This window comes from Streptomyces sp. NRRL S-920, from assembly GCF_000717945.1.
GTDB lineage: Bacteria > Actinomycetota > Actinomycetes > Streptomycetales > Streptomycetaceae > Streptomyces > Streptomyces alboniger.
In genome coordinates, this window is sequence record NZ_JODF01000006.1 from 73151 (window position 1) to 98344 (window position 25194).

Annotated in this window: 19 protein-coding genes; 14 read left to right on the forward strand and 5 right to left on the reverse strand. The window is 70.3% G+C overall.

Features of this window, described 5'->3' with window-relative positions:
• Positions 1–167 precede the first annotated feature (167 nt).
• On the forward strand, positions 168–713 hold the full coding sequence (gene nrdR / locus IG54_RS0106970) for a transcriptional regulator NrdR (RefSeq protein WP_030778600.1): 546 nt from the start codon (positions 168–170) through the stop codon (positions 711–713).
• A gap of 138 nt (positions 714–851) precedes the next feature.
• Entirely contained in the window at positions 852–3755 is a 2904-nt protein-coding gene (locus tag IG54_RS0106975; RefSeq protein ID WP_030778601.1) for a vitamin B12-dependent ribonucleotide reductase, read from the forward strand.
• Positions 3756–3919: 164 nt separating this feature from the next.
• Here the strand turns inward: IG54_RS0106975 and IG54_RS0106980 are convergent, their stop codons facing one another.
• Positions 3920–4504 carry a TerD family protein gene (locus IG54_RS0106980; protein WP_078593795.1) on the reverse strand — a complete coding sequence of 195 codons (585 nt, stop codon included), beginning with the start codon at positions 4502–4504 and terminating at the stop codon, positions 3920–3922.
• A gap of 112 nt (positions 4505–4616) precedes the next feature.
• On the opposite strand from IG54_RS0106980, the gene IG54_RS0106985 reads away from it, so the two are divergent.
• Both IG54_RS0106985 and IG54_RS0106990 read left to right on the forward strand, forming a co-directional pair.
• On the forward strand, positions 4617–5441 hold the full coding sequence (locus tag IG54_RS0106985) for an arylamine N-acetyltransferase family protein (RefSeq protein WP_030778604.1): 825 nt from the start codon (positions 4617–4619) through the stop codon (positions 5439–5441).
• 33 nt (positions 5442–5474) lie between these two features.
• Positions 5475–6080 (forward strand): YdbC family protein, encoded by a 606-nt coding sequence (locus tag IG54_RS0106990; protein ID WP_030778606.1) that lies wholly within the window; start codon positions 5475–5477, stop codon positions 6078–6080.
• Positions 6081–6200: 120 nt separating this feature from the next.
• On the opposite strand, the gene IG54_RS0106995 is transcribed toward IG54_RS0106990, so the two are convergent.
• A complete protein-coding gene (locus tag IG54_RS0106995; RefSeq protein ID WP_078593797.1) occupies positions 6201–6956 on the reverse strand; it encodes a TetR/AcrR family transcriptional regulator in 756 nt (251 codons plus the stop codon).
• 183 nt (positions 6957–7139) lie between these two features.
• Between IG54_RS0106995 and abc-f the strand changes: the two genes are divergently transcribed.
• The 4 genes from abc-f to IG54_RS0107015 all read left to right on the forward strand — a co-directional run bounded on the left by abc-f (position 7140) and on the right by IG54_RS0107015 (position 12376).
• Entirely contained in the window at positions 7140–8750 is a 1611-nt protein-coding gene (abc-f, locus tag IG54_RS0107000) for a ribosomal protection-like ABC-F family protein (protein ID WP_030778610.1), read from the forward strand.
• Positions 8751–8784: 34 nt separating this feature from the next.
• Complete coding sequence (locus IG54_RS0107005; protein ID WP_030778611.1) at positions 8785–9444, forward strand: histidine phosphatase family protein; 660 nt, start codon at positions 8785–8787, stop codon at positions 9442–9444.
• A 12-nt stretch (positions 9445–9456) separates the two neighbouring features.
• Positions 9457–10365, forward strand: coding sequence for an ADP-ribosylglycohydrolase family protein (locus IG54_RS0107010; protein WP_030778613.1), 909 nt, complete (start codon positions 9457–9459; stop codon positions 10363–10365).
• Positions 10366–10891: 526 nt separating this feature from the next.
• The gene (locus IG54_RS0107015; protein ID WP_051819318.1) at positions 10892–12376 is read left to right on the forward strand and encodes a DUF4153 domain-containing protein; all 1485 of its coding nucleotides are present in this window, start codon (positions 10892–10894) and stop codon (positions 12374–12376) included.
• 76 nt (positions 12377–12452) lie between these two features.
• Here the strand turns inward: IG54_RS0107015 and IG54_RS0107020 are convergent, their stop codons facing one another.
• Positions 12453–13994: an MFS transporter gene (locus tag IG54_RS0107020; protein ID WP_063756202.1), complete on the reverse strand. Its 1542-nt coding sequence runs from the start codon at positions 13992–13994 to the stop codon at positions 12453–12455.
• 310 nt (positions 13995–14304) lie between these two features.
• Here IG54_RS0107020 and IG54_RS0107025 point away from each other — a divergent pair, with 310 nt between their 5' ends.
• From IG54_RS0107025 to IG54_RS40025, 3 genes are all read left to right on the forward strand, one after another.
• Entirely contained in the window at positions 14305–14919 is a 615-nt protein-coding gene (locus IG54_RS0107025) for a TetR/AcrR family transcriptional regulator (protein WP_030778619.1), read from the forward strand.
• A 102-nt stretch (positions 14920–15021) separates the two neighbouring features.
• Positions 15022–15723: a ribonuclease HII gene (locus tag IG54_RS0107030; RefSeq protein WP_030778621.1), complete on the forward strand. Its 702-nt coding sequence runs from the start codon at positions 15022–15024 to the stop codon at positions 15721–15723.
• Positions 15724–15803: 80 nt separating this feature from the next.
• Positions 15804–16511 (forward strand): hypothetical protein, encoded by a 708-nt coding sequence (locus IG54_RS40025; RefSeq protein WP_037896587.1) that lies wholly within the window; start codon positions 15804–15806, stop codon positions 16509–16511.
• 434 nt (positions 16512–16945) lie between these two features.
• On the opposite strand, the gene IG54_RS0107040 is transcribed toward IG54_RS40025, so the two are convergent.
• Both IG54_RS0107040 and IG54_RS0107045 read right to left on the reverse strand, forming a co-directional pair.
• The gene (locus IG54_RS0107040) at positions 16946–17584 is read right to left on the reverse strand and encodes a hypothetical protein (RefSeq protein ID WP_030778624.1); all 639 of its coding nucleotides are present in this window, start codon (positions 17582–17584) and stop codon (positions 16946–16948) included.
• 219 nt (positions 17585–17803) lie between these two features.
• Positions 17804–19993 (reverse strand): RecQ family ATP-dependent DNA helicase, encoded by a 2190-nt coding sequence (locus tag IG54_RS0107045; protein ID WP_030778626.1) that lies wholly within the window; start codon positions 19991–19993, stop codon positions 17804–17806.
• A 133-nt stretch (positions 19994–20126) separates the two neighbouring features.
• Here IG54_RS0107045 and IG54_RS37710 point away from each other — a divergent pair, with 133 nt between their 5' ends.
• The 3 genes from IG54_RS37710 (at position 20127) to IG54_RS0107060 (ending at position 25104) form a co-directional block, all read left to right on the forward strand.
• Positions 20127–21908, forward strand: a complete 1782-nt coding sequence (locus tag IG54_RS37710; protein WP_078593804.1) for a DUF4192 family protein — start codon at positions 20127–20129, stop codon at positions 21906–21908.
• A gap of 381 nt (positions 21909–22289) precedes the next feature.
• Entirely contained in the window at positions 22290–24236 is a 1947-nt protein-coding gene (locus IG54_RS0107055; RefSeq protein WP_037896592.1) for a glycogen debranching N-terminal domain-containing protein, read from the forward strand.
• 106 nt (positions 24237–24342) lie between these two features.
• Complete coding sequence (locus IG54_RS0107060; protein WP_030778633.1) at positions 24343–25104, forward strand: NUDIX hydrolase; 762 nt, start codon at positions 24343–24345, stop codon at positions 25102–25104.
• Positions 25105–25194 lie beyond the last annotated feature (90 nt).

Consider the following 25194-nt stretch of genomic DNA (forward strand, 5'->3'; position numbering starts at 1 on the left):
AGCGACCAAACCCCAGATCTAGTGGTTGGATTGCGGCAGCAGCCCAGAAGTTGTGGTCCCTGGTCTCTCAGGGGCTTGGGCATCGCCTATGCTTGGGGCTGCTTCGAGGGCCCCACGGGCCCCGTTGAGGCTTATGAGTCGTGCCATGAAGGAGGGTTGGGAGTTCCATGCACTGCCCCTTCTGTAGGCACCCCGACAGCCGCGTAGTCGACAGCCGCACCACTGACGACGGCACGTCGATCCGAAGGCGCCGCCAGTGCCCTGACTGCTCCCGTCGTTTCACGACCGTGGAGACGTGCTCACTGATGGTGATCAAACGCAGCGGTGTGACCGAGCCCTTCAGCCGTACGAAGGTCATCAATGGCGTCCGCAAGGCATGCCAGGGACGGCCGGTCACCGAGGACGCTCTTGCTCTGCTCGGCCAGCGGGTCGAGGAGGCGGTGCGCGCCACCGGAAGCGCCGAGCTGACCACCCATGACGTCGGACTGGCCATACTCGGTCCGCTCCAGGAACTCGACCTCGTCGCCTACCTGCGCTTCGCGTCCGTGTACCGGGCGTTCGACTCGCTCGAGGACTTCGAGGCCGCCATCGGGGAGCTGAGGGAACAGCGGCTCGACGCGGAGCCGCGCGGCGCGGGCGGAGAGCGTGTCGTGAATGACAGCGGGCCCGGAGGGACTGTCGAAGTCCCGGTGCCCGCCACCGCCGCCGACTGATCGGCCGATCGGCCGGCCGGCGGCAAACCAGACCTGTTGCGGGTCTCCTCCGTGATGCCCCGCAACGCCAGAAACACATCCGTGTCACGGGAAGATCGTGGCACTTCAGGGCGTTTTAGCCTGAAACAGGGAGGCGGCATGACCGAGACGACGAGCGGCCCGGCACGAGGTTCCCGCGCCAAGGGATCCAAGGCCAGCAAGGGTCTGCGCATCGAGCGCATCCACACGACCCCCGGCGTGCATCCGTACGACGAGGTGGTCTGGGAGCGCCGTGACGTCGTCATGACCAACTGGCGCGACGGCTCGATCAACTTCGAGCAGCGTGGCGTCGAGTTCCCCGACTTCTGGTCGGTGAACGCGGTCAACATCGTCACCAGCAAGTACTTCCGCGGGGCCGTTGGTACCCCGCAGCGCGAGACCGGCCTCAAGCAGCTGATCGACCGCATCGTGAAGACCTACCGCAAGGCCGGCGAGGACTACAGCTACTTCGCCTCGCCCGCCGACGCCGAGATCTTCGAGCACGAGCTGGCGTACGCCCTCCTGCACCAGATCTTCAGCTTCAACTCGCCGGTCTGGTTCAACGTCGGTACGCCCCAGCCGCAGCAGGTGTCCGCCTGCTTCATCCTGGCCGTCGACGACTCCATGGAGTCGATCCTCGACTGGTACAAGGAAGAGGGCATGATCTTCAAGGGCGGTTCCGGCGCCGGCCTGAACCTCTCCCGGATCCGTTCCTCCAAGGAACTGCTCTCCTCCGGAGGCAACGCCTCGGGCCCCGTCTCCTTCATGCGCGGCGCCGACGCCTCCGCCGGAACGATCAAGTCCGGTGGCGCCACGCGCCGCGCGGCCAAGATGGTCATCCTCGACGTCGATCACCCCGACATCGAGGGCTTCATCGAGACCAAGGTCAAGGAAGAGGAGAAGATCCGCGCCCTGCGCGACGCGGGCTTCGACATGGACCTGGGCGGCGACGACATCACGTCCGTCCAGTACCAGAACGCCAACAACTCGGTCCGTGTGAACGACGAGTTCATGAAGGCCGTGGAGTCCGGCTCCAAGTTCGGCCTGCGCGCCCGGATGACCGGCGATGTCATCGAGGAGGTCGACGCCAAGTCGCTCTTCCGTAAGATGGCCGAGGCCGCCTGGGCCTGCGCCGACCCCGGCATCCAGTACGACGACACCATCAACGCCTGGCACACCTGCCCGGAGTCCGGCCGGATCAACGGCTCGAACCCGTGCAGCGAGTACATGCACCTGGACAACACGTCCTGCAACCTCGCCTCGCTGAACCTGATGAAGTTCCTGAAGGACGACGGCAAGGGCACCCAGTCCTTCGACGCCGAGCGCTTCTCGAAGGTCGTCGAGCTGGTCATCACCGCGATGGACATCTCGATCTGCTTCGCGGACTTCCCGACCCAGAAGATCGGCGAGAACACCCGCGCCTACCGCCAGCTGGGCATCGGCTACGCCAACCTCGGCGCCCTGCTCATGGCCACCGGTCACGCGTACGACTCCGACGGCGGCCGTGCCCTCGCCGGTGCCATCACGTCGCTGATGACGGGCACCTCGTACAAGCGTTCCGCCGAGCTGGCCGCGGTCGTCGGTCCCTACGACGGCTACGCCCGCAACGCCACGCCGCACAAGCGCGTCATGAAGCAGCACGCCGACGCCAACGCCTCGGCGATCCGTGTCGACGACCTGGACACGCCGATCTGGGCCGCCGCCACGGAGGCCTGGCAGGACGTGATCCGCCTCGGTGAGAAGAACGGTTTCCGTAACTCCCAGGCGTCCGTCATCGCCCCGACCGGCACCATCGGTCTCGCGATGTCCTGCGACACCACGGGCCTGGAGCCCGACCTCGCCCTGGTGAAGTTCAAGAAGCTCGTCGGCGGCGGCTCGATGCAGATCGTCAACGGCACCGTGCCGCAGGCCCTGCGTCGCCTGGGCTACCAGGAGGAGCAGATCGAGGCGATCGTCGCCCACATCGCCGAGAACGGCAATGTGATCGACGCCCCGGGCCTGAAGACCGAGCACTACGAGGTCTTCGACTGCGCCATGGGTGAGCGCTCCATCTCCGCGATGGGCCACGTCCGCATGATGGCCGCGATCCAGCCGTGGATCTCGGGCGCCCTCTCCAAGACGGTCAACCTCCCGGAGACCGCCACCGTCGAGGACGTCGAAGAGGTCTACTTCGAGGCCTGGAAGATGGGCGTCAAGGCGCTCGCCATCTACCGCGACAACTGCAAGGTCGGCCAGCCGCTCTCCGCCAAGAAGAAGGAGGCGGAGAAGACCGAGATCACCGAGAAGGCCGAGGACACGATCCGTGCCGCGGTCGAGAAGGTCGTCGAGTACCGTCCGGTCCGCAAGCGCCTCCCCAAGGGCCGTCCCGGCATCACCACCTCCTTCACGGTGGGCGGCGCCGAGGGGTACATGACCGCCAACTCCTACCCCGACGACGGTCTGGGCGAGGTCTTCCTGAAGATGTCCAAGCAGGGCTCCACCCTCGCGGGCATGATGGACGCCTTCTCGATCGCCGTCTCGGTCGGTCTGCAATACGGCGTGCCCCTGGAGACGTACGTCTCCAAGTTCACGAACATGCGCTTCGAGCCGGCCGGTATGACGGACGACCCGGACGTGCGGATGGCGCAGTCGATCGTCGACTACATCTTCCGCCGCCTGGCGCTGGACTTCCTGCCCTTCGAGACGCGCTCCGCGCTCGGCATCCACTCCGCCGAGGAGCGTCAGCGTCACCTGGAGACGGGTTCGTACGAGCCGTCGCTGGACGACTCCGAGGTCGACGTCGAGGGGCTGGCCCAGTCGGCTCCGCGGCAGACCGAGTCGCTGAAGGCGGTCGCCACGCCGAAGGCCGAGACCGAGGCGGCCACGCCCGCCCCGCAGCAGGCGCACACCAGCGCCGAGCTGGTCGAGATGCAGCTGGGCATCCAGGCCGACGCGCCGCTGTGCTTCTCCTGCGGTACGAAGATGCAGCGGGCAGGCTCCTGCTACATCTGCGAGGGCTGCGGCTCCACCAGCGGTTGCAGCTGATCAGGGGATCAGCCTCCTGAGGCCTGCTGACAGCTCAGGAGGCTGACCGCTCACGAAGGGGACCGGCTCCGTGCCGGTCCCCTTCGGCGTGCCCGGTGTCAGATTTCGGCGTGCTCAGTGCGAGAGTTCGGCGTGCCCGGTGTCAGATTTCGGCGTGCCCGGGGTCAGATCTTGGCGCCCATGAGGGAGGCGAATTCCGTCGGACCGGCGTCGAAGCCGCGGATGACCTCGCGGAACGACCACGCCCCGGACTCGTCCCTGATGAACTCGGCGACGGTGGAGGCCGTGTGCGCGGCGACGCCGGCCAGATCGTTCTGTGCCAGCTCCGTGTAGCCCTCGCGGATCCTCACCGCGGTGTTCGGGATGTCGCCGAACACCCTCTGCTCCTCCTGCTGTTGGATCGCGACGCCCACCACCACGCGCGCGTACCTGGGCGCGAGACGGTCCAGCTCCAAAACCATGACCTCGTCGAAGCCGAAGCCCTGGCCCGTCCTGCTGTCGCGGTTGAGGGTGATCGTGCCGTCGGGGGAGCGACTGTCGAAGTGCACGAGGTAGACCGGGCTTCCGTACGGAGCGTCCGACGTGTAGGTGGCGGCGATGAGGTCGAGGTCGTGGGGTGGGGAACCGGCAGGGCTCGGGTCCCACTTGAGAGCGACTTCGACCTTCTTGATTCCCTTGCTGACACTGCTCACTGAGCTTCCCCCTCCTCGTGACCTGGCGCTGCCGTTCCGCCAGGATGTCCCACACACACGCTACGACGCATGACTGACAACGGCGTAGCGCCCCTGGTCAGGAGCGCGCGCACCAGCACGGCGGCGCGCGCGGATTGGCGCTCGCCGCGGCTGCGGAGATCATTGCCCCATGACATGGAACGGGGAAGAACTCGATTTCGACGCCTATCTGGCGAGACTCGGGCACACGGGGGAGACGAAACCGGATCTGGATACTCTGCGCGCGCTCCACAGGGCGCATGTGGCGGCGATCCCCTTCGAGAACCTCGAAATGATGCTCGGGCGGCCGGTCCCGCTAGATCTCGCGGCGTTGCAGGACAAGATGGTGCGCAGGCGGCGGGGCGGCTACTGCTACGAACAGAACCTGCTCTTCGCGGCGGCCCTCGAACGTATCGGCTTCCATGTCACCGGACTTGGGGCGCGCGTGCGGGCCGGAGCCTCCATCACGCGCGCGGTGACGCACATGCTCCTCAAAATCGAGGCGGACGGGGAGGAGTGGCACTGCGATGTCGGCTTCGGCGCCGATGGGCTGCTCGAACCGATCCGGCTGCGCGACGGGGAGGAAGCGCGGCAAGGAGAGTGGCGTTACCGGATCGACCGCGAGGGCGACAAAGGCCCGCTGGTCCTGCGGACGTGGCGCTCCGACGGGTGGTTCGACCTGTACGCCTACTCCCTTGAGCCGCGTCTACCCGTCGACTACGTAGTGATGAACCACTACACGTCGACCCACCCCCGGTCGTCCTTCATTCGGCAACCGGTGTTGCAGAAGGCCGCTCCGGAGGCACGCCGCAGGCTTGTGGGCGATCAGCTGAGCGTGACGCACCCGGACGGCTCGGTGGTTCAACGGAGCGTTCCTGTGGGCGAATTGGCGGGGATTCTCGCTCGGCAGTTCGGTATTGAGCTGGATGCCGACGATTCGGCCGAGCTGATCAGGGTGCACTACACCGGAGCATGACCCTGGCCGCGCGCCGCGCCGTACGATGGCGCGGTGCTGGTCAAGTGGATTCGCTGCACCGTGGTGGACCGTCGGGGGTTCGAGCGAGGGCAGCGAAAGTGGGCGGGGCTTTTGGGTGAGCCGGGGTTCCGGGGGCAGGGCGGGGGGTGGAGTCGAGAACGGGCGGGCGTTGCCCATGTCTTCGCCTTCTGGGAGAGCCGCGCCTTCTACGACTCCTTCATGGCCCGCTCGCACGACCGTCTGGCGGCCGCGCAGGGGGGTACGTACAACAATCTTCAGGCCAAGCTCTTCGATCACCGTTTCGACGTGAAGACGGGGTTCGAGCCGCGTTTCACGGACGCCGACGTGGTGCGCGTCGCGCACTGCCGGGTCCGTGAAGCGCGTGTGGAGCACTTCGCCCTGATGCAGGAGAAGGTCTGGAATCCGGCGATGGCGGGATCGCCCGGAATGGTGCGCGGGCTCTTCGGCGAGGCGCCCGGACATGAATTCCTCGTGCTCTCCATGTGGCAGTCCGCCGCCGAGCACGGCAAGTACCGCGTCGAACGGGTGGAGCGTCTTTCGTTGCGCGCGCAGACGGACGCCGATGTCTCCGCGCTCGCCGGGGACATCGTGCAGTTGGAACCGTCGTGGACGGTGTGAGGCGGAGCCTTCGTGGACGGCGTTGGTCCTTCGCGCGGGCCAGGTTGTCCCAGGAGTGCCGTGGGCCGCGCCCGCGCCGCGAAGCCGGCGGGCCCGGGCGAGCGCGGGCCGGGGCCGCCGTCATCGCCTGGTGAACGCTCCCGCGCGTGCCGCGGCGACGGCAGCCGCCGCCGACTGGTCGGCGAGAGCCGTGTCGATCGGTTCGCGGGTGATGAATACGCGCAGCAGCAGAGGTGCCGATACGGCGCGCACGAGCGCCGCGGGGTCGATGTCCGGGGCTGCCTCACCGCGCTCCACCGCGCGGGCGACGACTGCCTCGCAGCGGCTGAACCTCTCGGCATAGAAGGCGTGGAGGGCTTTGGCGGCCCGCTCCGACTGGAAGGCCGCGGCGATGAACGCGGTGGGTGCCGCGGCCGTCGCCTCGTCGGTGAAGGAGTCGACCACTTCCCGGGCCAGTTCGCGAAGGTCGCCCTCCAGGCTGCCGGTGTCCGGCGCGGTCCAGGTGTCCTCGCCCGCCATGTCCAGGGCGTCGGCGACCATCCCTTCGAGGCCGCCCCAGCGCCGGTACAGCGTGGTCTTGTGGACGCCCGAGTGGTCGGCCACGTACTCGACGGTGAGGCCGGGGTAGCCGTGGTCGGCGAGACCGCTCAGCACGGCGTCGCGGACAGCGGCGCGGGTGCGGGCCGTGCGGCCGCCGGGGCGACGGGTGCCGGGGGCGGCCGTCGCCTCCGCCGACTCGCCCCCGTCTCCGCCTGACCGGCTCGGCCGTTCCTTTCCGTCCTGTCCCTTTCCCTGCCGTTCCTTTCCCTCGGGTGCGCGCTGCTCGGTGCCGCGTACTCGACCGCTCTGACCAGCGGCACCACGTGTGTCGGTCATGACTCGCCCCTCTCCGTCGCCCGTGCCGGTTGTTCGTCGCCCCGTGCCGGGACGTCTGTCCGTCCCACTCCCGGGGGAATTTACCGCAACCGATGTTGCGTTAGCTCGCGCAGTCTGTCACGCTCACATTAACGCGACGATGGTTGCGTTTGACTGGAGTGGTTTTCGAAACCGGGGGTGCCCTTGCCTACTCAGATCTCTCTGCATGGCGTGACCAAGGCCCGTGGCGAGCGGATGTTGTTCGACGGCGTGTCCCTCGCGATCAGGCCGGGCGAGCGCATAGGCGTCGTGGGCGAGAACGGCGCGGGCAAGTCCACACTGCTGCACTTGATGTCCGGCGACGAACAACCCGACGAGGGTGAGGTGGTGACCGTCGCCGAGCAGGGGGCGGGGTTGCTCGCGCAGACTCCCCAGCTGCCCGCGGACCGGCGGGTCGGGGACGCGATCGACGCGGCGCTCGCCGAGCTGCGGTCCATGGAGCGGCGACTGCGCGACCTCGAAGCCGGGCTTGGCTCCGCCACCGGAAAGGCACTGGGGGAGTACGGCGATCTGCTCACCGCTTTCGAACTGCGCGGCGGCTATGAGGCGGACGCGCGCGTGGACAAGGCGATGCACGGCCTCGGGCTCGGGCACATCGGCAAGGACAGGACCCTTGGCAGCCTGTCCGGCGGCGAACAGGCACGGCTGGGTCTGGCCTGCCTGATCGCGGCCGCGCCGGAAGTCATGCTCCTGGACGAGCCGACCAACCATCTGGACGAGGGGGCGCTGGACTGGCTGGAGGGCGCCCTGACGGCACATCGCGGGACGGTCGTCGCGGTCTCCCATGACCGCACATTCCTGGAGCGGGTCGCCACCGCGATCCTCGAAGTGGACGCCGACCGCAGGACAGTGGTGCGCCATGGCGGCGGCTATCAGGGACTTCTCGCCGAACGGGCAGCCACCCGCACGCGCTGGGAGCAGGAGTACGCGCAATGGTGCGAGGAGACGAGCCGTCTCCAGGAGTTCATGGCCACCACCGCCCACGCCGTCGCGGGCGGCCGCGCGATGAAGGACAACAACAAGATGGCGTATGACCGGGCAGGAGGCCGGGTCCAGGCCTCGGTCGCGAGCCGCGTACGCAACGCGCAAGAGAGGCTGCGCAAGCTTCGGGAGCAGCCGGTGCCCAGGCCCCCCGAGCCGTTGAGGTTCGCGGCGCGCCCCACGACGGGAGCCGCCGAAGGAGCGCTGGTGACCCTGCGGGATGTGCGCGTGGGCGAGCGGCTCGCCGTGGACGAGCTGACCGTGTCGGCGGGCGAGCGGCTGCTGATCCACGGGGGTAACGGCGCTGGGAAATCCACACTGCTGCGCACTATGGCGGGCGTCCTGGAGCCTGATGAGGGAACTGTCGTCCGCAGAGGGAGGATCGGCTATCTCGCCCAGGAGATACCGGTAACGCGACCCGCTGAACGCGTCCTCGAAGTGTTCGGCAAGGGCCTCGGGCTGACTGAGGAGGAACAGACGGAAGTGCTGCTGTCATACGGCCTCTTCCGGGACCGCGACCTGCACGTCCCGGTGGGGGCGCTCTCCGCCGGGCAGCGCCGCAGGCTGGCCCTCGCACGCCTGCTCGCCAGGCCCGCGGACCTGCTCCTGCTCGACGAGCCCGCCAATCACCTGGCGCTCGGCCTGGTCGAGGAACTGGAGGCGGCGCTCGACCAGTGGACAGGCGCGCTGGTCGTCGTCTCGCACGACCGGCTGCTGCGCCGGCGTTTCACCGGCCGAATACGCCGGATGGAGTCCGGACGGCTACCCGGCTGACCCGCTCGACTCCGCACCGATCTAGGGTTTCCGCATGGCACGCCCGCGGCGCATCATCCTGGTCCGGCACGGCGAGTCGGCGGGCAACGCCGACGACACCGTGTACGAGCGCGAACCCGATCACGCGCTAGCACTCACCGAGACGGGCTGGGCCCAAGCGACGGACGTGGGAGAACGGCTCCGCGAGGTGCTCGGCCAGGAGCGGGTGAGCGTCTACGTCTCGCCCTACCGCCGCACGCACGAGACGCTCCAGGCATTCCGGCTCGACCCCGAGCTGGTGAGGGTGCGAGAGGAGCCGCGGCTGCGGGAGCAGGACTGGGGCAACTGGCAGGACAGGGACGACGTGCGCCTACAGAAGGCGTACCGGGACGCGTACGGGCACTTCTTCTACCGTTTCGCGCAGGGCGAGTCGGGAGCCGATGTCTACGACAGGGTGGGGGCCTTCCTGGAAAGCCTCTACCGGAGCTTCGAGGCCCCGGACCACCCGCCCAACGTCCTGCTCGTCACGCACGGGCTCACCATGCGGCTGTTCTGCATGCGCTGGTTCCACTGGTCGGTGGCCGAGTTCGAATCGCTCTCCAACCCGGGGAACGGGGAGATGAGGATGCTGGTGCTGGGCGAGGACGGCAAGTACGCGCTGGACCGGCCGTTTGAACGCTGGCGCGAGCCGGAGCCGTACGGCGTCACCGGATAGAGTGGCAGGGCGATGACCGCTGACTTCTCTCCCGACCGGCGCCTGGAGCGCGCTCTGGCCAGCCTGCGCGGACTGGCGGTGGGGGACGCGCTGGGCTCCCAGTTCTTCGTGCCCGCGCACTACCCACTGCTCAAGCACCGACAGCTGCCGGACGCCCCGTGGCAGTGGACCGACGACACCGAGATGGCCTGCTCCGTGCTGGCCGTCCTGAGCAAGCACCACCGGATCGACCAGGACGCGCTCGCCCAGTCCTTCGCTGAGCACCACGACTTCGACCGCGGGTACGGCCCTGCCGTGAACCGGCTGCTGAGGCAGGTTCGTGAGGGCGGGGACTGGCGTGAGCTGGCCTCGGCGCTCTTCAAGGGGCAGGGGTCCTGGGGCAACGGCGCGGCCATGCGGATCGCCCCGCTCGGTGCCTGGTATGCGGACGACCCGGAGCAGGCGACGCACCAGGCGGAGATCTCGGCCTACCCCACGCATCAGCACCGGGAGGCCGTGGTCGGCGCCATGGCGGTGGCCGCTGCGGCGGCGCTGATGGCCGATCCCGCTGGGCCGCCCACGCCGAAGGCGCTCCTCGATGGCGTCATCGCGCTGGTGCCGCGCAGTGCCGTGGGAGCGGGGCTGCGCAGGGCGCGGGACATGCTCGACTACGGGGACGCGGCGACGGTCGCCGCGGTCCTGGGATGCGGGCGCCGCACGACGGCCCATGACACGGTGCCCTTCGCGCTGTGGTCGGCCGCGCGTGGCCTTGGGACGTATGAGCGGGCCATCTGGGAGACCGCCCAGGTGGGTGGCGACATGGACACGACCTGCGCCATCGTGGGAGGCGTTATCGCTTCCGGGGACGGTGGGGCGCCGCCCGTGGAGTGGCTGGAGCGGACCGAGGCGCTGCCCGGCTGGGTGCCCGTCGGGAAGGCCTGATTCCGGACGTTGCCGACAGGCCGGGCGATCCGAGGTCACGGTCGTGCCACAGCGGTGTTCGCGGCGGAAGCTGGGGCGGCCGCGCGGATAGGCTGATGCCGCCCGCCGGTTGATCTTGACGTGCGTGCGTTGAACGAGATGCCGGTCCCGGCAGCCCTGCGGCCACCTGTCCACGCCGCGTGCCGCGCGGATGAACCGGCCGGGAGGGGGTCCCGTGTCCGACACATCAGCCGATGGCGACACAGCAGCTGAAGGTACCAGACCGCCGGGAGGCGATGCGGCGCAGGTGCCAGAGCCGTCTGAGTCCGAGCCGTCGGGTGGCCAAGGGCCCCGTGAGGGCGTCGAGGCGGCTGCGGGCGGCGCGACCGGCCGCGTCGATGACCGGGCCGATCCTCAGCCTGGGGCGCAACCGAAGGAGCAGGTGCAGTCACAGGTGCCGCCGCAGGCCCCGGGCCCGACGCAGCACCCGGCGGGTGGGAGGGGAGGCGGAGGGCCGCAGCAGCCATATGGCGCCTGGGGTTATCCAATGCCCGAGCAGGCCCCGCTCCTCGCTGATCTGCGGGCGGAGCCTCCCGAGCCCGTGCGGGCGGCCACGCTCTGGGCCGTGCTCGCCACCGGCGTACTGAGCATGCTGCTCCTCGGCGACGGTCTGGCGATCAATCTGCTGATCGTCGCCGTCCCGGCCGCGCTCGCCGCCTATTTCGCCTCCCGGACGGCCGGTCGTCGGCCGCGCCCCTGGTCGCTGACGTGGGCGGTCGGCGGACTCGCGCTGCTGGTCGTGCCCGCCCTGCGCGACGCGGGATGGCCGACGTTCCTCGCGATCGTCTCCTCGATAGCGCTCGGATCGCTCGCGTTGCACGGTTGCCGGACCTGGCTCGGGATACTCCTGAGTCCACTCGGCCTCTTCGACGCGCTCTGGAAGGGGATCGTCTGGGGCTGGCGCGGAGTGCGGGAGCGTGCGGGCAGCGCGCGCGGCGCCGGACCCGCGATGCGCGCGGCGGCGGTGACCGCCGGGCTGCTCCTGGTCTTCGGCGCGCTGTTCGCCAGCGCGGACGCCGCCTTCGCCGACCTGCTCGGCGATCTGATACCGGACACCTCCCTGGTCGGCGCCCCCTGGCGCGTCCTGCTCCTGACCGTCGGTGCCGTCGGCGCGCTCGCCGCCGCGCACACGGCCGCCTCCCCCCTGCGGTGGGACCGGCTCGCGGTGAAGCCCGGCAGGGCTCGCGGTCGTATGGAGTGGGCACTGCCGTTGATCGTGCTCAACGTACTGTTCGCGGCGTTCAACGGAGTCCAGCTCGCGGTGCTCTTCGGCGGCTATGACGCCGTCCTCGACAAGACCGGCCTCTCCTACGCCGCCTACGCCCGGCAGGGATTCTGGCAGTTGCTCCTGGCCACCCTCCTCACGCTGCTCGTCATCGTGTTCGCACTGCGGTGGGCCCCGCGTGACGGTGCCAAGGACCGCGCGTTGGTACGCGCGGTACTCGGCTCGCTCTGCGCGCTGACACTCGTCGTGGTGGCTTCCGCGGTGCGCCGTATGGACATGTATGTAGAGGCGTACGGGCTGACCAGGCTCAGGATCTCGGTCGTCGCCGTGGAGTTGTGGCTCGGCGTGATCATCCTGTTGATCATGGCTGCCGGAGTCTGGGGCGCACGATGGTTGCCGCGCGCCGTCGCCGTGAGCGCCGCGGCGGGTGTGCTCGCCTTCGGTCTGCTGTCACCCGACGCGATGATCGCCGAGCGCAATGTGCAGCGGTACGAGGACACCGGCAAGCTCGACCTTGACTACGCGCGCCAGCTGTCCGCGGACGCGGTGCCGGCACTCGACAAGCTGCCGGAACCGCGGCGCTCCTGCGCGCTCAAGCCCATCGCCGAGAGCCTCGGCTCGGAGCGCGGCCCGTGGTACGCGATGAGCCTCGGCGAGTCCAGGGCCCGGCGGATCATCGAGGCACGGCCACCCTCGGTGGACTGGGGAGTCTGTGATGAGGGGCGTACGGGCGTCCCCTACCCCTGATACAAGCCGCCGGGCGGCAGCTGCTCGTCGAAGGCCCCACGCCAGGCAGAGCCTTCGAACGCGCGCTCGGTGATGGTCAGATGGCCGAGGAGCCCGCCTTGCCGCTCAGCGCTTCCAGATCGCTCTTGCGGACCTGGATGACAAAGAGGGAGACGAGCGCGGCCGCGACCGCCAGTGAGGCCGCGGCGATGAAGGCGTTGCCGATGCCGTGGGTGAGGACGGCGTCGCTCCACGGCGCGGGAAGTTCATGGGTCTTGGCGAACAGGGCCTTCTGCTCAGGAGTGCCTTCGGCAAGGAACTTCTGGACCTGAGTCTTCCCCTCGTCCTTGCCGGCCGTGCTGAACACGGTGGTGAGGATGGACAGGCCGAGGGCGCCGCCGACCTGCTGGGTCGTGTTGAGCATGCCGGACGCGGCACCCGATTCGCTGTCGGAGACGCCGGACACGGCGGTGAGGGTGAGGGTGACGAAGTTGAGGCCCATACCGATGCCGAAGAGCAGCATGGGGCCCAGCAGGCCGCCCAGATAGGAGCTGTCCGGGTCGATGAAAGTGAGCCAGGCCATTCCGGTGGCCGTGAGGAGGCACCCCGACACCATGAAGGGTTTGGGGCCGAGGCGGGGCAGCAGGTTGCTGGAGAGCCCCGCGCCGATGGCGATCGCCACGGCCACGGGCAGGAACGCGAGGCCCGCCTCGATGGGGCTGTAGCGCAGCACGTTCTGCACGAAGAGCACGATGAAGAAGAACATGCCGAACATCGCGGCAGCGAGGCTGAGCATGATCGCGTAGGTGCCGGAGCGGTTGCGGTCCGCGAACAGCCTCAGCGGGGTGATCGGTTGCGAGGTACGCCGTTCGACGAAGATGAAGGCGGCGAGCAGCACCAACGCGGCGGCGAAGGAGACGAGGGTGAGGTCGTCGCGCCACCCCTCCTCCGACGCGCGGATGAAACCGTAGACGAGAGAGGCCATACCGAGGGTCGAGGTGAGCGCACCGGTCAGGTCGAACCGCCCGGGATGACGCTCGGACTCCCTGATGTAGCGCGGTGCGAGGAGGGCGATGAGCACGCCGATGGGTACGTTGACGAACAGCACCCACCGCCAGTCGAGCCACTCGGTGAGGACGCCGCCCGCCAGGAGGCCCACGGCGCCACCGCCCGCGGAGACGCCGGCGAAGACACCGAAGGCCCGGTTGCGTTCGGGCCCTTCGGGGAAGGTGGTGGCGATCAGTGCGAGGGAGGTCGGCGAGGCGATGGCGCCGCCGACGCCCTGTAGGGCACGGGCCGCGAGCAGCTGCCAGGGCTCCTGCGCGAAGCCGCCGAGGAGCGAGGCGAGCGTGAAGACGGCGATACCGGTGATGAACATGCGGCGGCGGCCGAGCAGGTCACCGGCGCGTCCGCCGAGCAGCAGCAACCCGCCGAAGGTGAGTGCGTAGGCGTTGATCACCCAGGTCAGGTCGCTGGTGGAGAACTCCAGCGCGGTCTGCATCTGAGGCAGGGCGATATTGACGATCGTGGCGTCGAGCACCACCATCAGCTGGCACGCGGCGATCACGGTGAGGGCGATGCCGGGGTGCGAGGGGCGTGCGCCGCGATGGGGCTCGGGCGCGGGTGATTGCGTATTTATCTGATCATGGGTCACGAGCGTTCCCCCGAAAGTGAATTAGTGAACGCATCCGTTCACTATGGGGGACGGTATCGACTGCCCGACCGTGAACACAAGCGTTTTCGAAGCGAGTTGGGCACCCGGCGGATACCGGACACGGTGCAGAGGGATCAGGCCGACATCGTCGACCCGATCGCCGCTCGAGTCGGAGGCCGGGCACTTGGCTGTCGAAGGGAATCCGCCTGCCTGGCATGCTGGTCGAGGGTGAGGTGTCGCCGAACCCGCTTCTCGGGGACGGTGCGACGACTGCTCGCTCAACGGAGAGAGAACGATGATTACTTCGCGCTGGACGGCCACGCCCGCCCGGACGGCTGTCCCGCGGCGCCGGGGTGCTGTCCTCGAACAGGCGATCCTCGACGCCGCTCTTGAGCAGCTCAGCACGGTCGGCTGGAACGGGCTGACGATGGAGGGCGTGGCCGCGGGCGCACAGACGGGGAAGGCGGCCGTGTACCGCCGCTGGCCCTCCAAGGAAGATCTCGTCGTGGACGCGCTGCGGGCCGGACTGCCCGGGTTCGACAGCGCGCCCGATCTCGGAAGCGTCCGGGACGATCTTCTGGAGCTGTGCGGGAAAATGCGCGAGGCGATGTTCTCGCGCCCCGGAGTCGCCCTCCGCGCCGTGCTTCACGAATGCGACACGGTAACGGCCGAGCGCTTCCATGACGTGATCTTCGCGGGGGTCATCGAGCCGGGCGTAAGGCTGATCAAGGAGGTCGTACGCCGTGGAATCGCGCGCGGAGAGGTGCGTTCCGGGGGAACGGACGACTATGTCTGCGACGTCATTCCGGCCATGCTGATGTATCGCTCCAAGGTGTGCGGGAGCGAATGGCGGGACGAGGAATTCGAGGCCTTGATCGATCAGGTGATGGTGCCATTGCTGCGTCGCTGACGGGCGGGCGCGACGGCCGACCGGGCGGATCGGCGGGGGCTCCGGAATCACCGGGGACCTGGGTGTCGAGGAGGACCTCGGGCGGCGTAGGCTATTGGCGCCATGCCGTACGAAGCACCCACTCACACCGTCGAGCGCTCCTTGCGCGCCACCACCGGAGCGAAGATCGTCGCCGGTGTCGACGAGGTCGGCCGCGGTGCGTGGGCGGGCCCCGTCACCGTCTGTGCGGCGATCACGGGACTGCGCCGACCGCCCGCAGGGCTCACCGACTCCAAGCTGATCAGCCCCAAGCGGCGCACCGCGCTCGCGACGGAACTGGAGAGCTGGGTCACGGCGCACGCCCTCGGGCACGCCTCGCACGAGGAGATCGACGAACTGGGGATGACGGCCGCGCTGCGGCTCGCCGCGGTGCGCGCCCTGGAGGGGCTGCCGGTCCGCCCGGACGCGGTCATCCTCGACGGCAAGCACAACTACCTCGGCACCCCCTGGCAGGTTCGTACGGTGATCAAGGGGGACCAGTCCTGCGTGGCCGTCGCCGCGGCTTCGGTCATCGCCAAAGTCCGGCGCGACAAAATGATGGCCGAACTGGGTATCGAACATGCAGACTTCGGTTTTGCGGCCAACGCCGGCTATCCGTCGCCGGTGCACAAGGCCGCGCTGGCGGAGCGGGGACCCACCCCGTACCACCGGCTTTCGTGGGCGTATCTTGATGCGCTGCCCCAGTGGCGGCATCTCAAGAAGGCCCGCAGCTGGGCGGACGGAAACGTTCCGGAAATTGAGGGTCAGCTCGGCTTCGAGTTCTGACGCCTTTTCCGGCGCTTCCGATCGCACTCATGTGCCACCCGCCGACGCGAGTCGCATCGGCGTTTGATAGACAACACTTCATGCCTCTCATTCCCGAGGAGCCTCAGATTCACGAGAGTGCCCAGGGTCCCCGCGCCACGCCGGCCAGCAGCCGCACCGCGCCGACCCCCCGCCCCGTACCCGGTCCGCGTCCCGCGGCTCCGCCGCGCCCCGGCCGTCCGGGTCCTGCCCGGCCGATGCCACCCGCGCAGCGCACGCCGCGTGATACGGCCGTCAAGCCCGGGCCTTCCGCCCCGGCTGCTGCCGGTCCCTCCGTCCCCGGCCCCTCCACTACTGGAGTGGCTGCTTCCGGAGCGACTACTTCCGTAGCGTCCACCGAGAAAGCCCCCGCTGCCTCGGTTCCGCAGATCCAGCTGATCCCGGCCTCGGCCGAGGGCGCGCTGGACGCGGCCGAGGAAGCCGTCGACCTGCTGCTGGACTCCGGGCGCGCGCCCGGGGAGGTCCTGGTGATCACCACCGGCGATCCGCACCCGTGGGCCACGCACGAGCTGTCCTTCGGCGAGGCCGCCTACTGGTCCCAGCACGACGCGGGCGACGACGTCTTCTACGCCGACGCCTCCGCGCTGACCCGCGCGGCGTCCCGGCCCGTGGTCGTCGTCGCCGTCAACGGCGGCAGCGAGGAGACCTCGGTCGCCGCGCTCCCGACGGCCCTCACCCGGGCAGGCGCCCTGCTGATCGTCTGCGGTGACCCGCAGCGGATCAACTCGATGCTGGGCGCGGGCGTCTGACGCCTCCGTCCGGCGTCTACGCCTGACGTCCGTGCCCGGCACCCGGCGTCCCCGACGCCTGTGCCCGGCACCGGACGTCCGGTGTGGGCCGGGCGCCGACGTGACCGTCGGCTATGCCAGGGTCTGTGCCCGGGGTTGTGCTCGGCCTGCGGATGACTGCGACAGCGCCGTGAGTGGGCTGGGCCTGCTTCCGGATGGCGCCGAGACTGGGTTCCGGGCCTGTAGCGGCACGATGGTGGTGGCGCAACGGGCGAGGGCCAGGGGCGACGGCTGTGCTGGCGTCCGTCGGAGCCCTGCGGGGAGATCCGAGCCGCCGTGCCGCGCGGGCTGCGGGCTCCGGGCGGCGGTCTATGCGGCGAGTGCCGTGTCAGCGTGCCGCGGTCTGTGCGGCGAGTGCCGTGTCAGCGTGCCGCGCCTGTGCGGCGAGTGCCGTGTCAGCGTGCCGCCGCGCGACGGAGTACGTCCGAGGCGGCGCCTCCGGTACGCGGCGCCGGCGGGTCGACCCCAGTGAACGCCTCGGGCTGCGAACCAGTACTCGGTCTGCGGCCGCCGCGCCCCTCACCGAGCACCCGCCAGCCGTCACGCGTCAGCGTGATGTACGCCCCACAACGCAGCCCGTGCAAGGTGCAGGCATCCCGCAGTCCCCACATCCAGGCCCCGTCCTCCTGCGTCCAACGCGCGTCGCCCTCACGGCAGTAGAGCAGCACGGCGGTGCGCACCGGAGTGCGGCGCCGCAGGTCGTGCGGGATGACCCGGCGCAACTGCGCGAGCAGCGCATTACGGAAGATCCAGCCGTCCGTCGCGGTCGCACGGCGGCTGAACGAGGCGCTGGCCCGGAGCCGTTCGTCCGGATCCAGCACGGCCACGACGGCCGTCGCGGGCGTCGGCTGATGCCGGAAGTGCAGGCCGCTGACGATCTCACGCGGATTGCGCAGCAACGGGATTCCCGCGGCTGACCACTCCGAGGGTTCGAGCATCCGGGCCAGACGGTGGGCGGAATCGGCGGACATCTCGGCCGGCGTCGAGGACTCCGGCAGCGACGCCGCATCGGACGGAGCGAATCCGAAGGTCACGGTCCTCCCTTCGGCTACGCGCCCCCAACGGAGGGGCGGGGTCGGACTGGGGGAGCGCACCGCGGCACAGCCCTACTGGGCCACGGGAACCGCGCGGGGAGCAATTCCAATTCTTCCCGTCGTCATGGCTTGCGGCAACGAGCAATTGGGGCCGCACGCCGGTATTGGATGATGCGTCGCTTATATCCTTGCCCAACTCGTGGCCCCTCGACGCTCACCTCATCCCTGCACCGCCAGGACCAGCGGCAACACCCCCTTGGCCCCGGAACGGCGGAGCATGCGCGCGGCCATCGCCAGAGTCCAGCCGCTGTCGCTCAGGTCGTCCACCAGGAACACGGGGCCGTCGGCCTCCTGAAGCGCGGAGGCAAGCGCGGGAGGCACCACCAGCGCGCCGTCCAGGGCGCGCAGCCGCTGTGCGCTGTTACTCCTCGGGGTCCGGCCGGTGTCGGCCCCCGGCGCGTACTCGATGGAGCCGAGCAGCGGGAGCCTGCCGACCTCGGCGATCCGGGCGCCGAGCGACTGGATCAACTGGGGCCGGGTGTGCGAGGCCATGGTCACCACGCCGACCGGCCGGGTCTGTGCGTCACCCCCACCCGAGGCCCAGCCACCGGGCCCCTTCGCCCAGTCCGCCAGCACCTCCACCACGGCCTTGGCCACGTCGTCGGGCGCCGGCCCATCCGGGGCCTGCGGTGCGAGCATGGGGCGCAGACGATTGCCCCAGCCGATGTCGGAGAGCCGCCCCAAGGCCCGCCCCGGGGCGGCCTGTTCGCCTGCCGGGATACGTCCCTTGAGTTCTACGCCGACCGCGGCCAGGCCGGTGGGCCACATCTTCCGCGGCTCTACGTCGACGCCCGGGCGCCCAAGCTCACCCTGCGCCGAGTCCAGCGCCGCGGGGGAAACCTCGTCGCCGAATCGCACCCCCGCGCAGTTGTCGCAGCGCCCGCAGGGGGCCGCACCCTCGTCGTCCAATTGGCGGCGCAGGAACTCCATACGGCAACCGGACGCCGACGCGTACTCACGCATCGCCTGCTGCTCGGCCTGCCGCTGCTTGGCGACCCAGGCATAGCGCTCCGTGTCGTAGGCCCACGGCTGCCCGGTCGAGATCCACCCGCCCTTGACGCGCCGGACAGCCCCGTCCACGTCGAGGACCTTGAGCATCGTCTCCAGCCGTGAGCGGCGTAGCTCGACCAGGGGCTCCAGGGCCGGCAGTGAAAGCGGCCTGCCCGCTTGGGCCAGGACGTCGAGGGTGCGGCGCACCTGCTCCTCGGGCGGGAAGGCCAGCGAGGCGAAGTAGTTCCAGATCGCCTCGTCCTCCTTGCCCGGCAGGAGCAGCACCTCGGCGTGGTCGACACCGCGGCCGGCGCGTCCTACCTGCTGGTAGTAGGCGATGGGCGAGGAGGGGGAACCCAGGTGGACCACGAACCCCAGGTCGGGCTTGTCGAAGCCCATGCCGAGGGCGGAGGTGGCGACCAGGGCCTTCACCCGGTTCCCGAGGAGGTCCTCCTCGGCCTGCTGACGGTCGGCATTCTCGGTCTTGCCCGTGTACGAGGCCACGGTGTGCCCGCACTGCCGCAGATAGGCGGTCACTTCCTCGGCGGCGGCGACCGTGAGCGTGTAGATGATCCCGGAGCCCGGCAGATCATTGAGGTGGTCCGCCAGCCAGGCCAGGCGATGCGCGGCATTCGGCAGCTGGAGGACGCTCAGGCTCAGGCTCTCCCGGTCCAGAGGGCCACGCAGGACGAGGGCGTCCGAGCCGCCCCCGGTGCCGAGCTGCTCGGCGACATCGGCCGTCACGCGCGCGTTGGCGGTCGCCGTGGTGGCCAGGACCGGCACATCGGGCGGGAGGTCGGCCAGCATGGTGCGCAGCCTGCGGTAGTCGGGGCGGAAGTCATGGCCCCAGTCGGAGATGCAATGCGCCTCGTCGACCACGAGCAGGCCGGTGGCAGCGGCGAGCTTGGGCAGCACCTGGTCGCGGAAATCCGGGTTATTGAGCCGCTCCGGACTCACCAGCAGCACGTCGACGTCGCCCGCGGCAACCTCGGCCTGGACGGTCTCCCACTCCTCTGTGTTGGAGGAGTTGATCGTGCGGGCGCGGATGCCGGCTCGCGCGGCCGACTCGACCTGATTGCGCATGAGGGCGAGCAAGGGCGAGACGATCACGGTGGGCCCGCTGCCGCGCTCGCGCAGCAGGGCCGTCGCGACGAAATACACCGCGGACTTGCCCCATCCCGTGCGCTGCACGACCAACGCCCGGCGCTTCTCGGCGACGAGCGCCTCGATCGCGCGCCACTGATCCTCGCGCAGCCGGGCACCGCCCGACGAGGGCGCCCCGCCGGACTCAGGGGAGGAGCCGCCGACGAGGCGGGCGAGGACGGCGTCGGCCGCCGTGCGCAGATCTTCGTTGCTCATGCCCCCATGCAACCCGATGGGTCGGACATTAGGCGAACGAGTCCGCGAGGCTGTGGATAAGTCTTGGCGTGCCCCTGATCGAGGTTATCCACAGGGTCAACCGGAATCTTGCGATCCGCGGGACAGTCGGCGCATGACGAATCACAGCGAAGCAATCGGACCGATCGACCCGAGCGACGCGGCTGGCCCTGCGGCCCCGAGCGACCCGACTGGCCCCGCGGCCCCGAGGGACCCGGCTGTCTCCGCCGGCTCTGGAAACCCGGCTGGCCTGGTCGGGTCGAGTGAGCCGGCTGATCCTGTCGGTCCGAACGACCTGGCGGGCCCTGTCGAACCCATCGAATCCACGGGCCCCATCGAGTCCACCAGCCGCATCGAATCCACCGGCCTCATCAAGTCCCCCGGCCCCATCAAGTCCACCAACCCCAATGGCGCGGCTGACGCCGGCGTCCCCGACGGCACCGTCAGCCCTGGTGGCGCCATTGGAACAGGTGGCGATACACCCAGCGGCGACCCGTTCGAGGACCCGTTGGTCACCCTGCGCACCCCGGCTGAACTGGCGGACGCCCTGCCGTACTTGCTCGGGTTCAAGCCCGAGGAAAGCATCGTGCTCATCGCTCTGCACGGCGAGCGCGGGCGTTTCGGCGGCCGTGTCCGGCTGGGGATTCCCGAGCGCTCAGGCGACTGGGCGTCCGTCGCGCAGCAACTGGCCAGGTGCCTGGTGGGCGGGTGTGAGCGCAGGGGAGCCCGCCCTGACGGCATCGTCGCCTTCCTCTGCCAGGAGCCCGGCGAATCGGAGTCCGGACAGCAGGTCGTGCAGCGTCTCCGACCGTTGGCGCAGGTCTTGCGCACGGCGTGCGGAGCCCTCGACGTCCCGGTCTTCGAAGTGGTGTGCATCTCGGGCGGCCGCTTCTGGACCTACTGCTGTCCGGACACCCGGTGCTGCCCACCGGAGGGGACCCCTCTGCTCAGGCCCGGCACCTCGGTCCTCGCGGCCGCCGCGACGTACATGGGAGTCCAGGCGGTCGCTACGCAGGGAGAGATCAGGGCGCGGCTCACTCCTTGGGAGACCGCGGCGGTGGCGGAGCAGGAGCGAGCGCTGGACGCCGCCGGCCTCACTCTCCTCCCCAGGATTCTGAACGAGGAGGACGCGACCGCCGCCGAGACACTCGACCTGGCGCGCCGAGTCATGGCGCGACTGGCTGCCGCACTGCCCGTTTCCGGCACGCTCGAGGCGGACAACAGGGACGACGAACTGATCGCGCACGATGAAGCGGCCGCACTGATCCTCGGCCTCCAGGTCCGGACGACCCGTGATCGAGCGGCGGAGTGGATGGAGGGAGACGAGGCACCTTCTGCCCTGCGCCTCTGGCGGGCGCTGTCCCGACGCTGCGTCGGCGCGTACGAGGAGCATGCGGCGGCGCCACTGTCCCTCGCGGGGTGGGTGGCCTGGTCCCTCGGTGACGTGGCGGAAGGCCAGGAGGCCCTGGACATGGCGTTGCGGGCCGACTGCGAGTACACGTTCGCCCTGCTCCTGCACCACGCATGCAACGAAGGCATGGATCCGGAGTCGGTCCGCCGCTGTCTCCGCAGGAAGCGAGACGGCCTGGGCGATGCGGACGCGAGGGAGGCCTTCGGGTCACCGGATGACGAGGTCGAACCCCCTGGGGCGGAGCAGGTGCTGGAGACGGGCGGCTCGACGGCGCGAGAAGGCACCCCTCGGCGGCGACGTCGTCGGCTCCCGCGTTCCTCGGGAAGCGGTAACTCCCGAAGCTCTGACGCCCTCCGCGCCGCAGGTGGCCCGGGCGGCGCCCGTGGCGCGGGCGGACCCGCCGGCACCCACGCCTCAGGCGGCCCCGGCACAGGCCCGCAGAATCGGCGGCGCACCATCAGGCGCGGTGCGAGGAACGGTCGATGAGCGCGCAGCCCGGGCCGCCCGGTCACCCCGTGCCACCCGCCCGCTGGTGGGCCAGGTGGGCCAGGTGGGCGGCGCGGCTGCGCCGGGCAGTGGCGTCCATAGGAAGTTGGCTCCATGTGGTCGGCTTCCCGCCGTGGGGGCGTGACTTGGGGGAGGGCGGGTCCGTTCACCTGAGTGGCGGTATCTGTGGCCGGGTCGCGTTGCTGTACCGCCTCCGACCTTTCGTAGCGCAGACAACGCCGAAGAAGCCGCCCCATGTCCGTTTCCGCTCCGTCTTCCGCGTCCGACAGAGAGGGGCCCCGGCGGCCCGTTCGGGCCCCCGTAACCAGGCCTGGCGCACCGCGCCCGTCCGGCACATCAGCTCAGGCGCCCCACCGCCCCGTGGATCTCCCGCCCGCGCACACGGCCTTGATCTGCGTAGCCCTGCCCGCCTTCGCCATCTCCACGGAACGAGGGCAGCTGACCGGTCACGGACTGGAGGGGTTCTACCGCGCGGGGCGCCGGATCCTCGCCCGGTGCCAGCTTCGCGTGGCCGGCCGCGAGCCGGTCGCCGTACAGGCCCGCATGCTCTCGGCGGACAGCGCCCGCTTCATGGCGACCCTGCGTCTTCCGACCGACGGCGGTCCCGACCCGGAGATCGTCATCGAGCGGATCCGCCACGCGGACGGTACGGAACGGATCACTCTGCACAGCGCGGCCGTGCGCCCCCTGCGGCTGCCCGTCGAGGTCTCGCTCGGCACGGATCTAGCCGATGTGGGGGCCGTCGCGTCCGGCAGAGCCGGACCGGAACTGCCCGCCAGCGTGCACGATTCCGGCATGCGATGGTCCACCGCCACGGCCCACTGCGTGGTCACGGCCGACCCGGCACCTGCCGACGCCCTGGCCTCCGCGGGGTTGTTGCGCTGGGAGGTGGACCTGCCGCCGGGCGCCTCCCGCAGTGTGGAACTGCGGGTGAGGCCCGATGGCGCCGGACCGGTCCGCGCAGCGGGGCAGGGCGCGCTGCGCTCCGTCGTCGCCGCACGAGCCGTCGGGGACGACCCCAGGGTCAGGCCGCTGCTCGACCGGGCCGTCGAGGACCTCCAGGCGTTGCTGCTGCGGGACCCGGAGCACCCCACCGACATGTTTCCGGCTGCGGGCGCGCCGTGGCGCTGCGGGCTCGCGCCCGCCGAGGCCTTGGCCGCCGCCCGCATGGCGCTGCCATTGGGTACACGGCTCGCCGCCGGGACGTTGCGGACCCTCGCTCGAAGTCAACTCGCGGGCTCGGGACCGCGGTCAGGCATGATCCCGGGACCGCTGAGGGACGCGGGACCGCACCTGCCGCCCGGCTGCACGGGCACCGAGGCGACCTTGCTCTTCCCGGCCCTCCTTGCCGAAGCGCGGCGCTGGGGGATGCCTGGGCAGGAGGTGGAGAAGCTGCTGCCCGCGGCGCAGAAGTGCCTGGGGTGGCTGCGTGCGGCGGTCGGTGACAGTGACTTTCTGCCGGACGCGCATCCGAGCGGGCTCGCGCGATGTGAGACCCAGGCGCACGCTCATCGGGCCGCGCTGCTCGGCGCGGACCTCCTCGATGCGTACGGCCTTGAGGGAGGGGTCGGATTGCGGCAGTGGGCCCAGCGGCTGCGGACGACGTTCAGGGAGGAGTTCTGGGTGCAGGACCGGGCCGGTGGCAGACCTGCCCTGGCCCGGCTGAGTGACGGCCGCCTCGTACCGCACCTCACCGGGGGAGCGGCGCACCTTCTGGACACCGGCCTGCTCGGGGCGGGGGCGCTCGCACCCGGGCTGCTCGACAGGGTCCAGACGGAACAACTCGCCCGGCTGTTCGGTGGTCCCGCCATGGACTCCGGCTGGGGATTGCGGAGCCTCGGGGCCAAGGAGGCCGCGTACAACCCGTTCGGGCACCGAGGTGGGGCGGTCCGGGTGCAGGAGACGGCGATCGCCGTCACGGGGCTGGCGGAAGCGGGGTACGAGAAGGAGGCGAGTTCGCTGTTGCGGGGCATGCTGTCGGCGGCCGAAAGCTTCGGCCATCGGCTGCCTGAGATGTACGCGGGGGAGCAGCGGACGGAAGGCAGTGCCCCGTTGCCGCACCCGGCGGCCTGCCGTCCGGCGGCGACCGCCGCGGCCGCCGGGGTGCATGTCCTTACGGCGCTGGCAGGAATCCGCCCCGACGCGCCGGCCGGGACGGTGACGCTGAGGCCGCTTCGCGGCGCCCCCCTGGGCGAGCTGGGACTGACGGCACTGAGCGTCGCGGGTGAACCGTTCTCGGTACGGGTGAGCCGGCTCGGCCTCGCCATGGTCGAGGAAGCGGCCGACGGACTCCAGTTGGGGGTGTGAGTCAGGCCGGAAGCCAGCCGAAGGTCATACGTGCGGAAAAAGAGCCGGACCGGAAGCCATCGGCGAAGGAGGTGTTTATCGTCAGGCAGACGACTATGATCGCGGCATGTCCCCCTACGACCCGTCGGCTTTCCCGCCCTTCGCCGTCACTGTCGACCTGGTCGTGCTGACCGTGCGCCGTCACGCGCTCTGCGCGCTGGCCGTGCGGCGCGGCGAGCAGCCGTTCCAAGGGCGTTGGGCGCTCCCAGGAGGATTCGTCCGTCCGGATGAGGATCTCTCGTCCGCGGCGGCGCGTGAACTCGTCGAGGAGACGGGCCTGTGCGCACACGACCCCGACGCCCCGGCGCAGGCCAACGGAGCGCATCTCGAACAGCTCGCCACATACGGCGACCCCAAGCGGGACCCGCGGATGCGGGTGGTCAGCGTCGCCCACCTGGCGCTCGCCCCCGACCTGCCCGCGCCTCGCGCGGGCGGCGACGCGCACAGTGCGCGCTGGGCACCGGTGGGGACCTTGCTCGACCAAGCGGGCTTCGGCCGTGAGGGCGAGCCTGCCGCGCCGCTCGCCTTCGATCACGCGCAGATCCTGGCGGACGGCGTGGAGCGCGCCCGTTCCAAGATCGAGTACTCGTCGCTGGCCACCGCGTTCTGCCCGCCGGAGTTCACCGTGGGCGAGCTGCGACGTGTGTACGAGGCGGTGTGGGGTGTCGTCCTGGACCCGCGCAACTTCCACCGGAAGGTGACCGGCACCCCGGGCTTCCTCGTGCCCACGGGTGGCACGACGACCCGGCAGGGCGGCCGGCCCGCGCAGCTCTTCCGGGCGGGAGGCGCGACGCTGCTCAACCCGCCGATGCTGCGCCCCGAGGTCTGAGCACCCACGCACCCCCGTCGGCCTCACCCTCCGCCCTCCCTGTCTGCCTCGCCCTCCACCCTCGCCCTCCGCCCCCGCCTTTTCCGGATG

Bases quoted from the DNA above. Each gene is read 5' to 3' on its own strand.
- nrdR (WP_030778600.1), top strand. From the start codon at position 168: ATGCACTGCCCCTTCTGTAGGCACCCCGACAGCCGCGTAGTCGACAGC.
- IG54_RS0106975 (WP_030778601.1), top strand. From the start codon at position 852: ATGACCGAGACGACGAGCGGCCCGGCACGAGGTTCCCGCGCCAAGGGA.
- IG54_RS0106985 (WP_030778604.1), top strand. From the start codon at position 4,617: ATGACATGGAACGGGGAAGAACTCGATTTCGACGCCTATCTGGCGAGA.
- IG54_RS0106995 (WP_078593797.1), bottom strand. From the start codon at position 6,956: ATGACCGACACACGTGGTGCCGCTGGTCAGAGCGGTCGAGTACGCGGC.
- IG54_RS0107005 (WP_030778611.1), top strand. From the start codon at position 8,785: ATGGCACGCCCGCGGCGCATCATCCTGGTCCGGCACGGCGAGTCGGCG.
- IG54_RS0107010 (WP_030778613.1), top strand. From the start codon at position 9,457: ATGACCGCTGACTTCTCTCCCGACCGGCGCCTGGAGCGCGCTCTGGCC.
- IG54_RS0107015 (WP_051819318.1), top strand. From the start codon at position 10,892: ATGCCCGAGCAGGCCCCGCTCCTCGCTGATCTGCGGGCGGAGCCTCCC.
- IG54_RS0107025 (WP_030778619.1), top strand. From the start codon at position 14,305: ATGATTACTTCGCGCTGGACGGCCACGCCCGCCCGGACGGCTGTCCCG.
- IG54_RS0107030 (WP_030778621.1), top strand. From the start codon at position 15,022: ATGCCGTACGAAGCACCCACTCACACCGTCGAGCGCTCCTTGCGCGCC.
- IG54_RS40025 (WP_037896587.1), top strand. From the start codon at position 15,804: ATGCCTCTCATTCCCGAGGAGCCTCAGATTCACGAGAGTGCCCAGGGT.
- IG54_RS0107045 (WP_030778626.1), bottom strand. From the start codon at position 19,993: ATGAGCAACGAAGATCTGCGCACGGCGGCCGACGCCGTCCTCGCCCGC.
- IG54_RS37710 (WP_078593804.1), top strand. From the start codon at position 20,127: ATGACGAATCACAGCGAAGCAATCGGACCGATCGACCCGAGCGACGCG.
- IG54_RS0107060 (WP_030778633.1), top strand. From the start codon at position 24,343: ATGTCCCCCTACGACCCGTCGGCTTTCCCGCCCTTCGCCGTCACTGTC.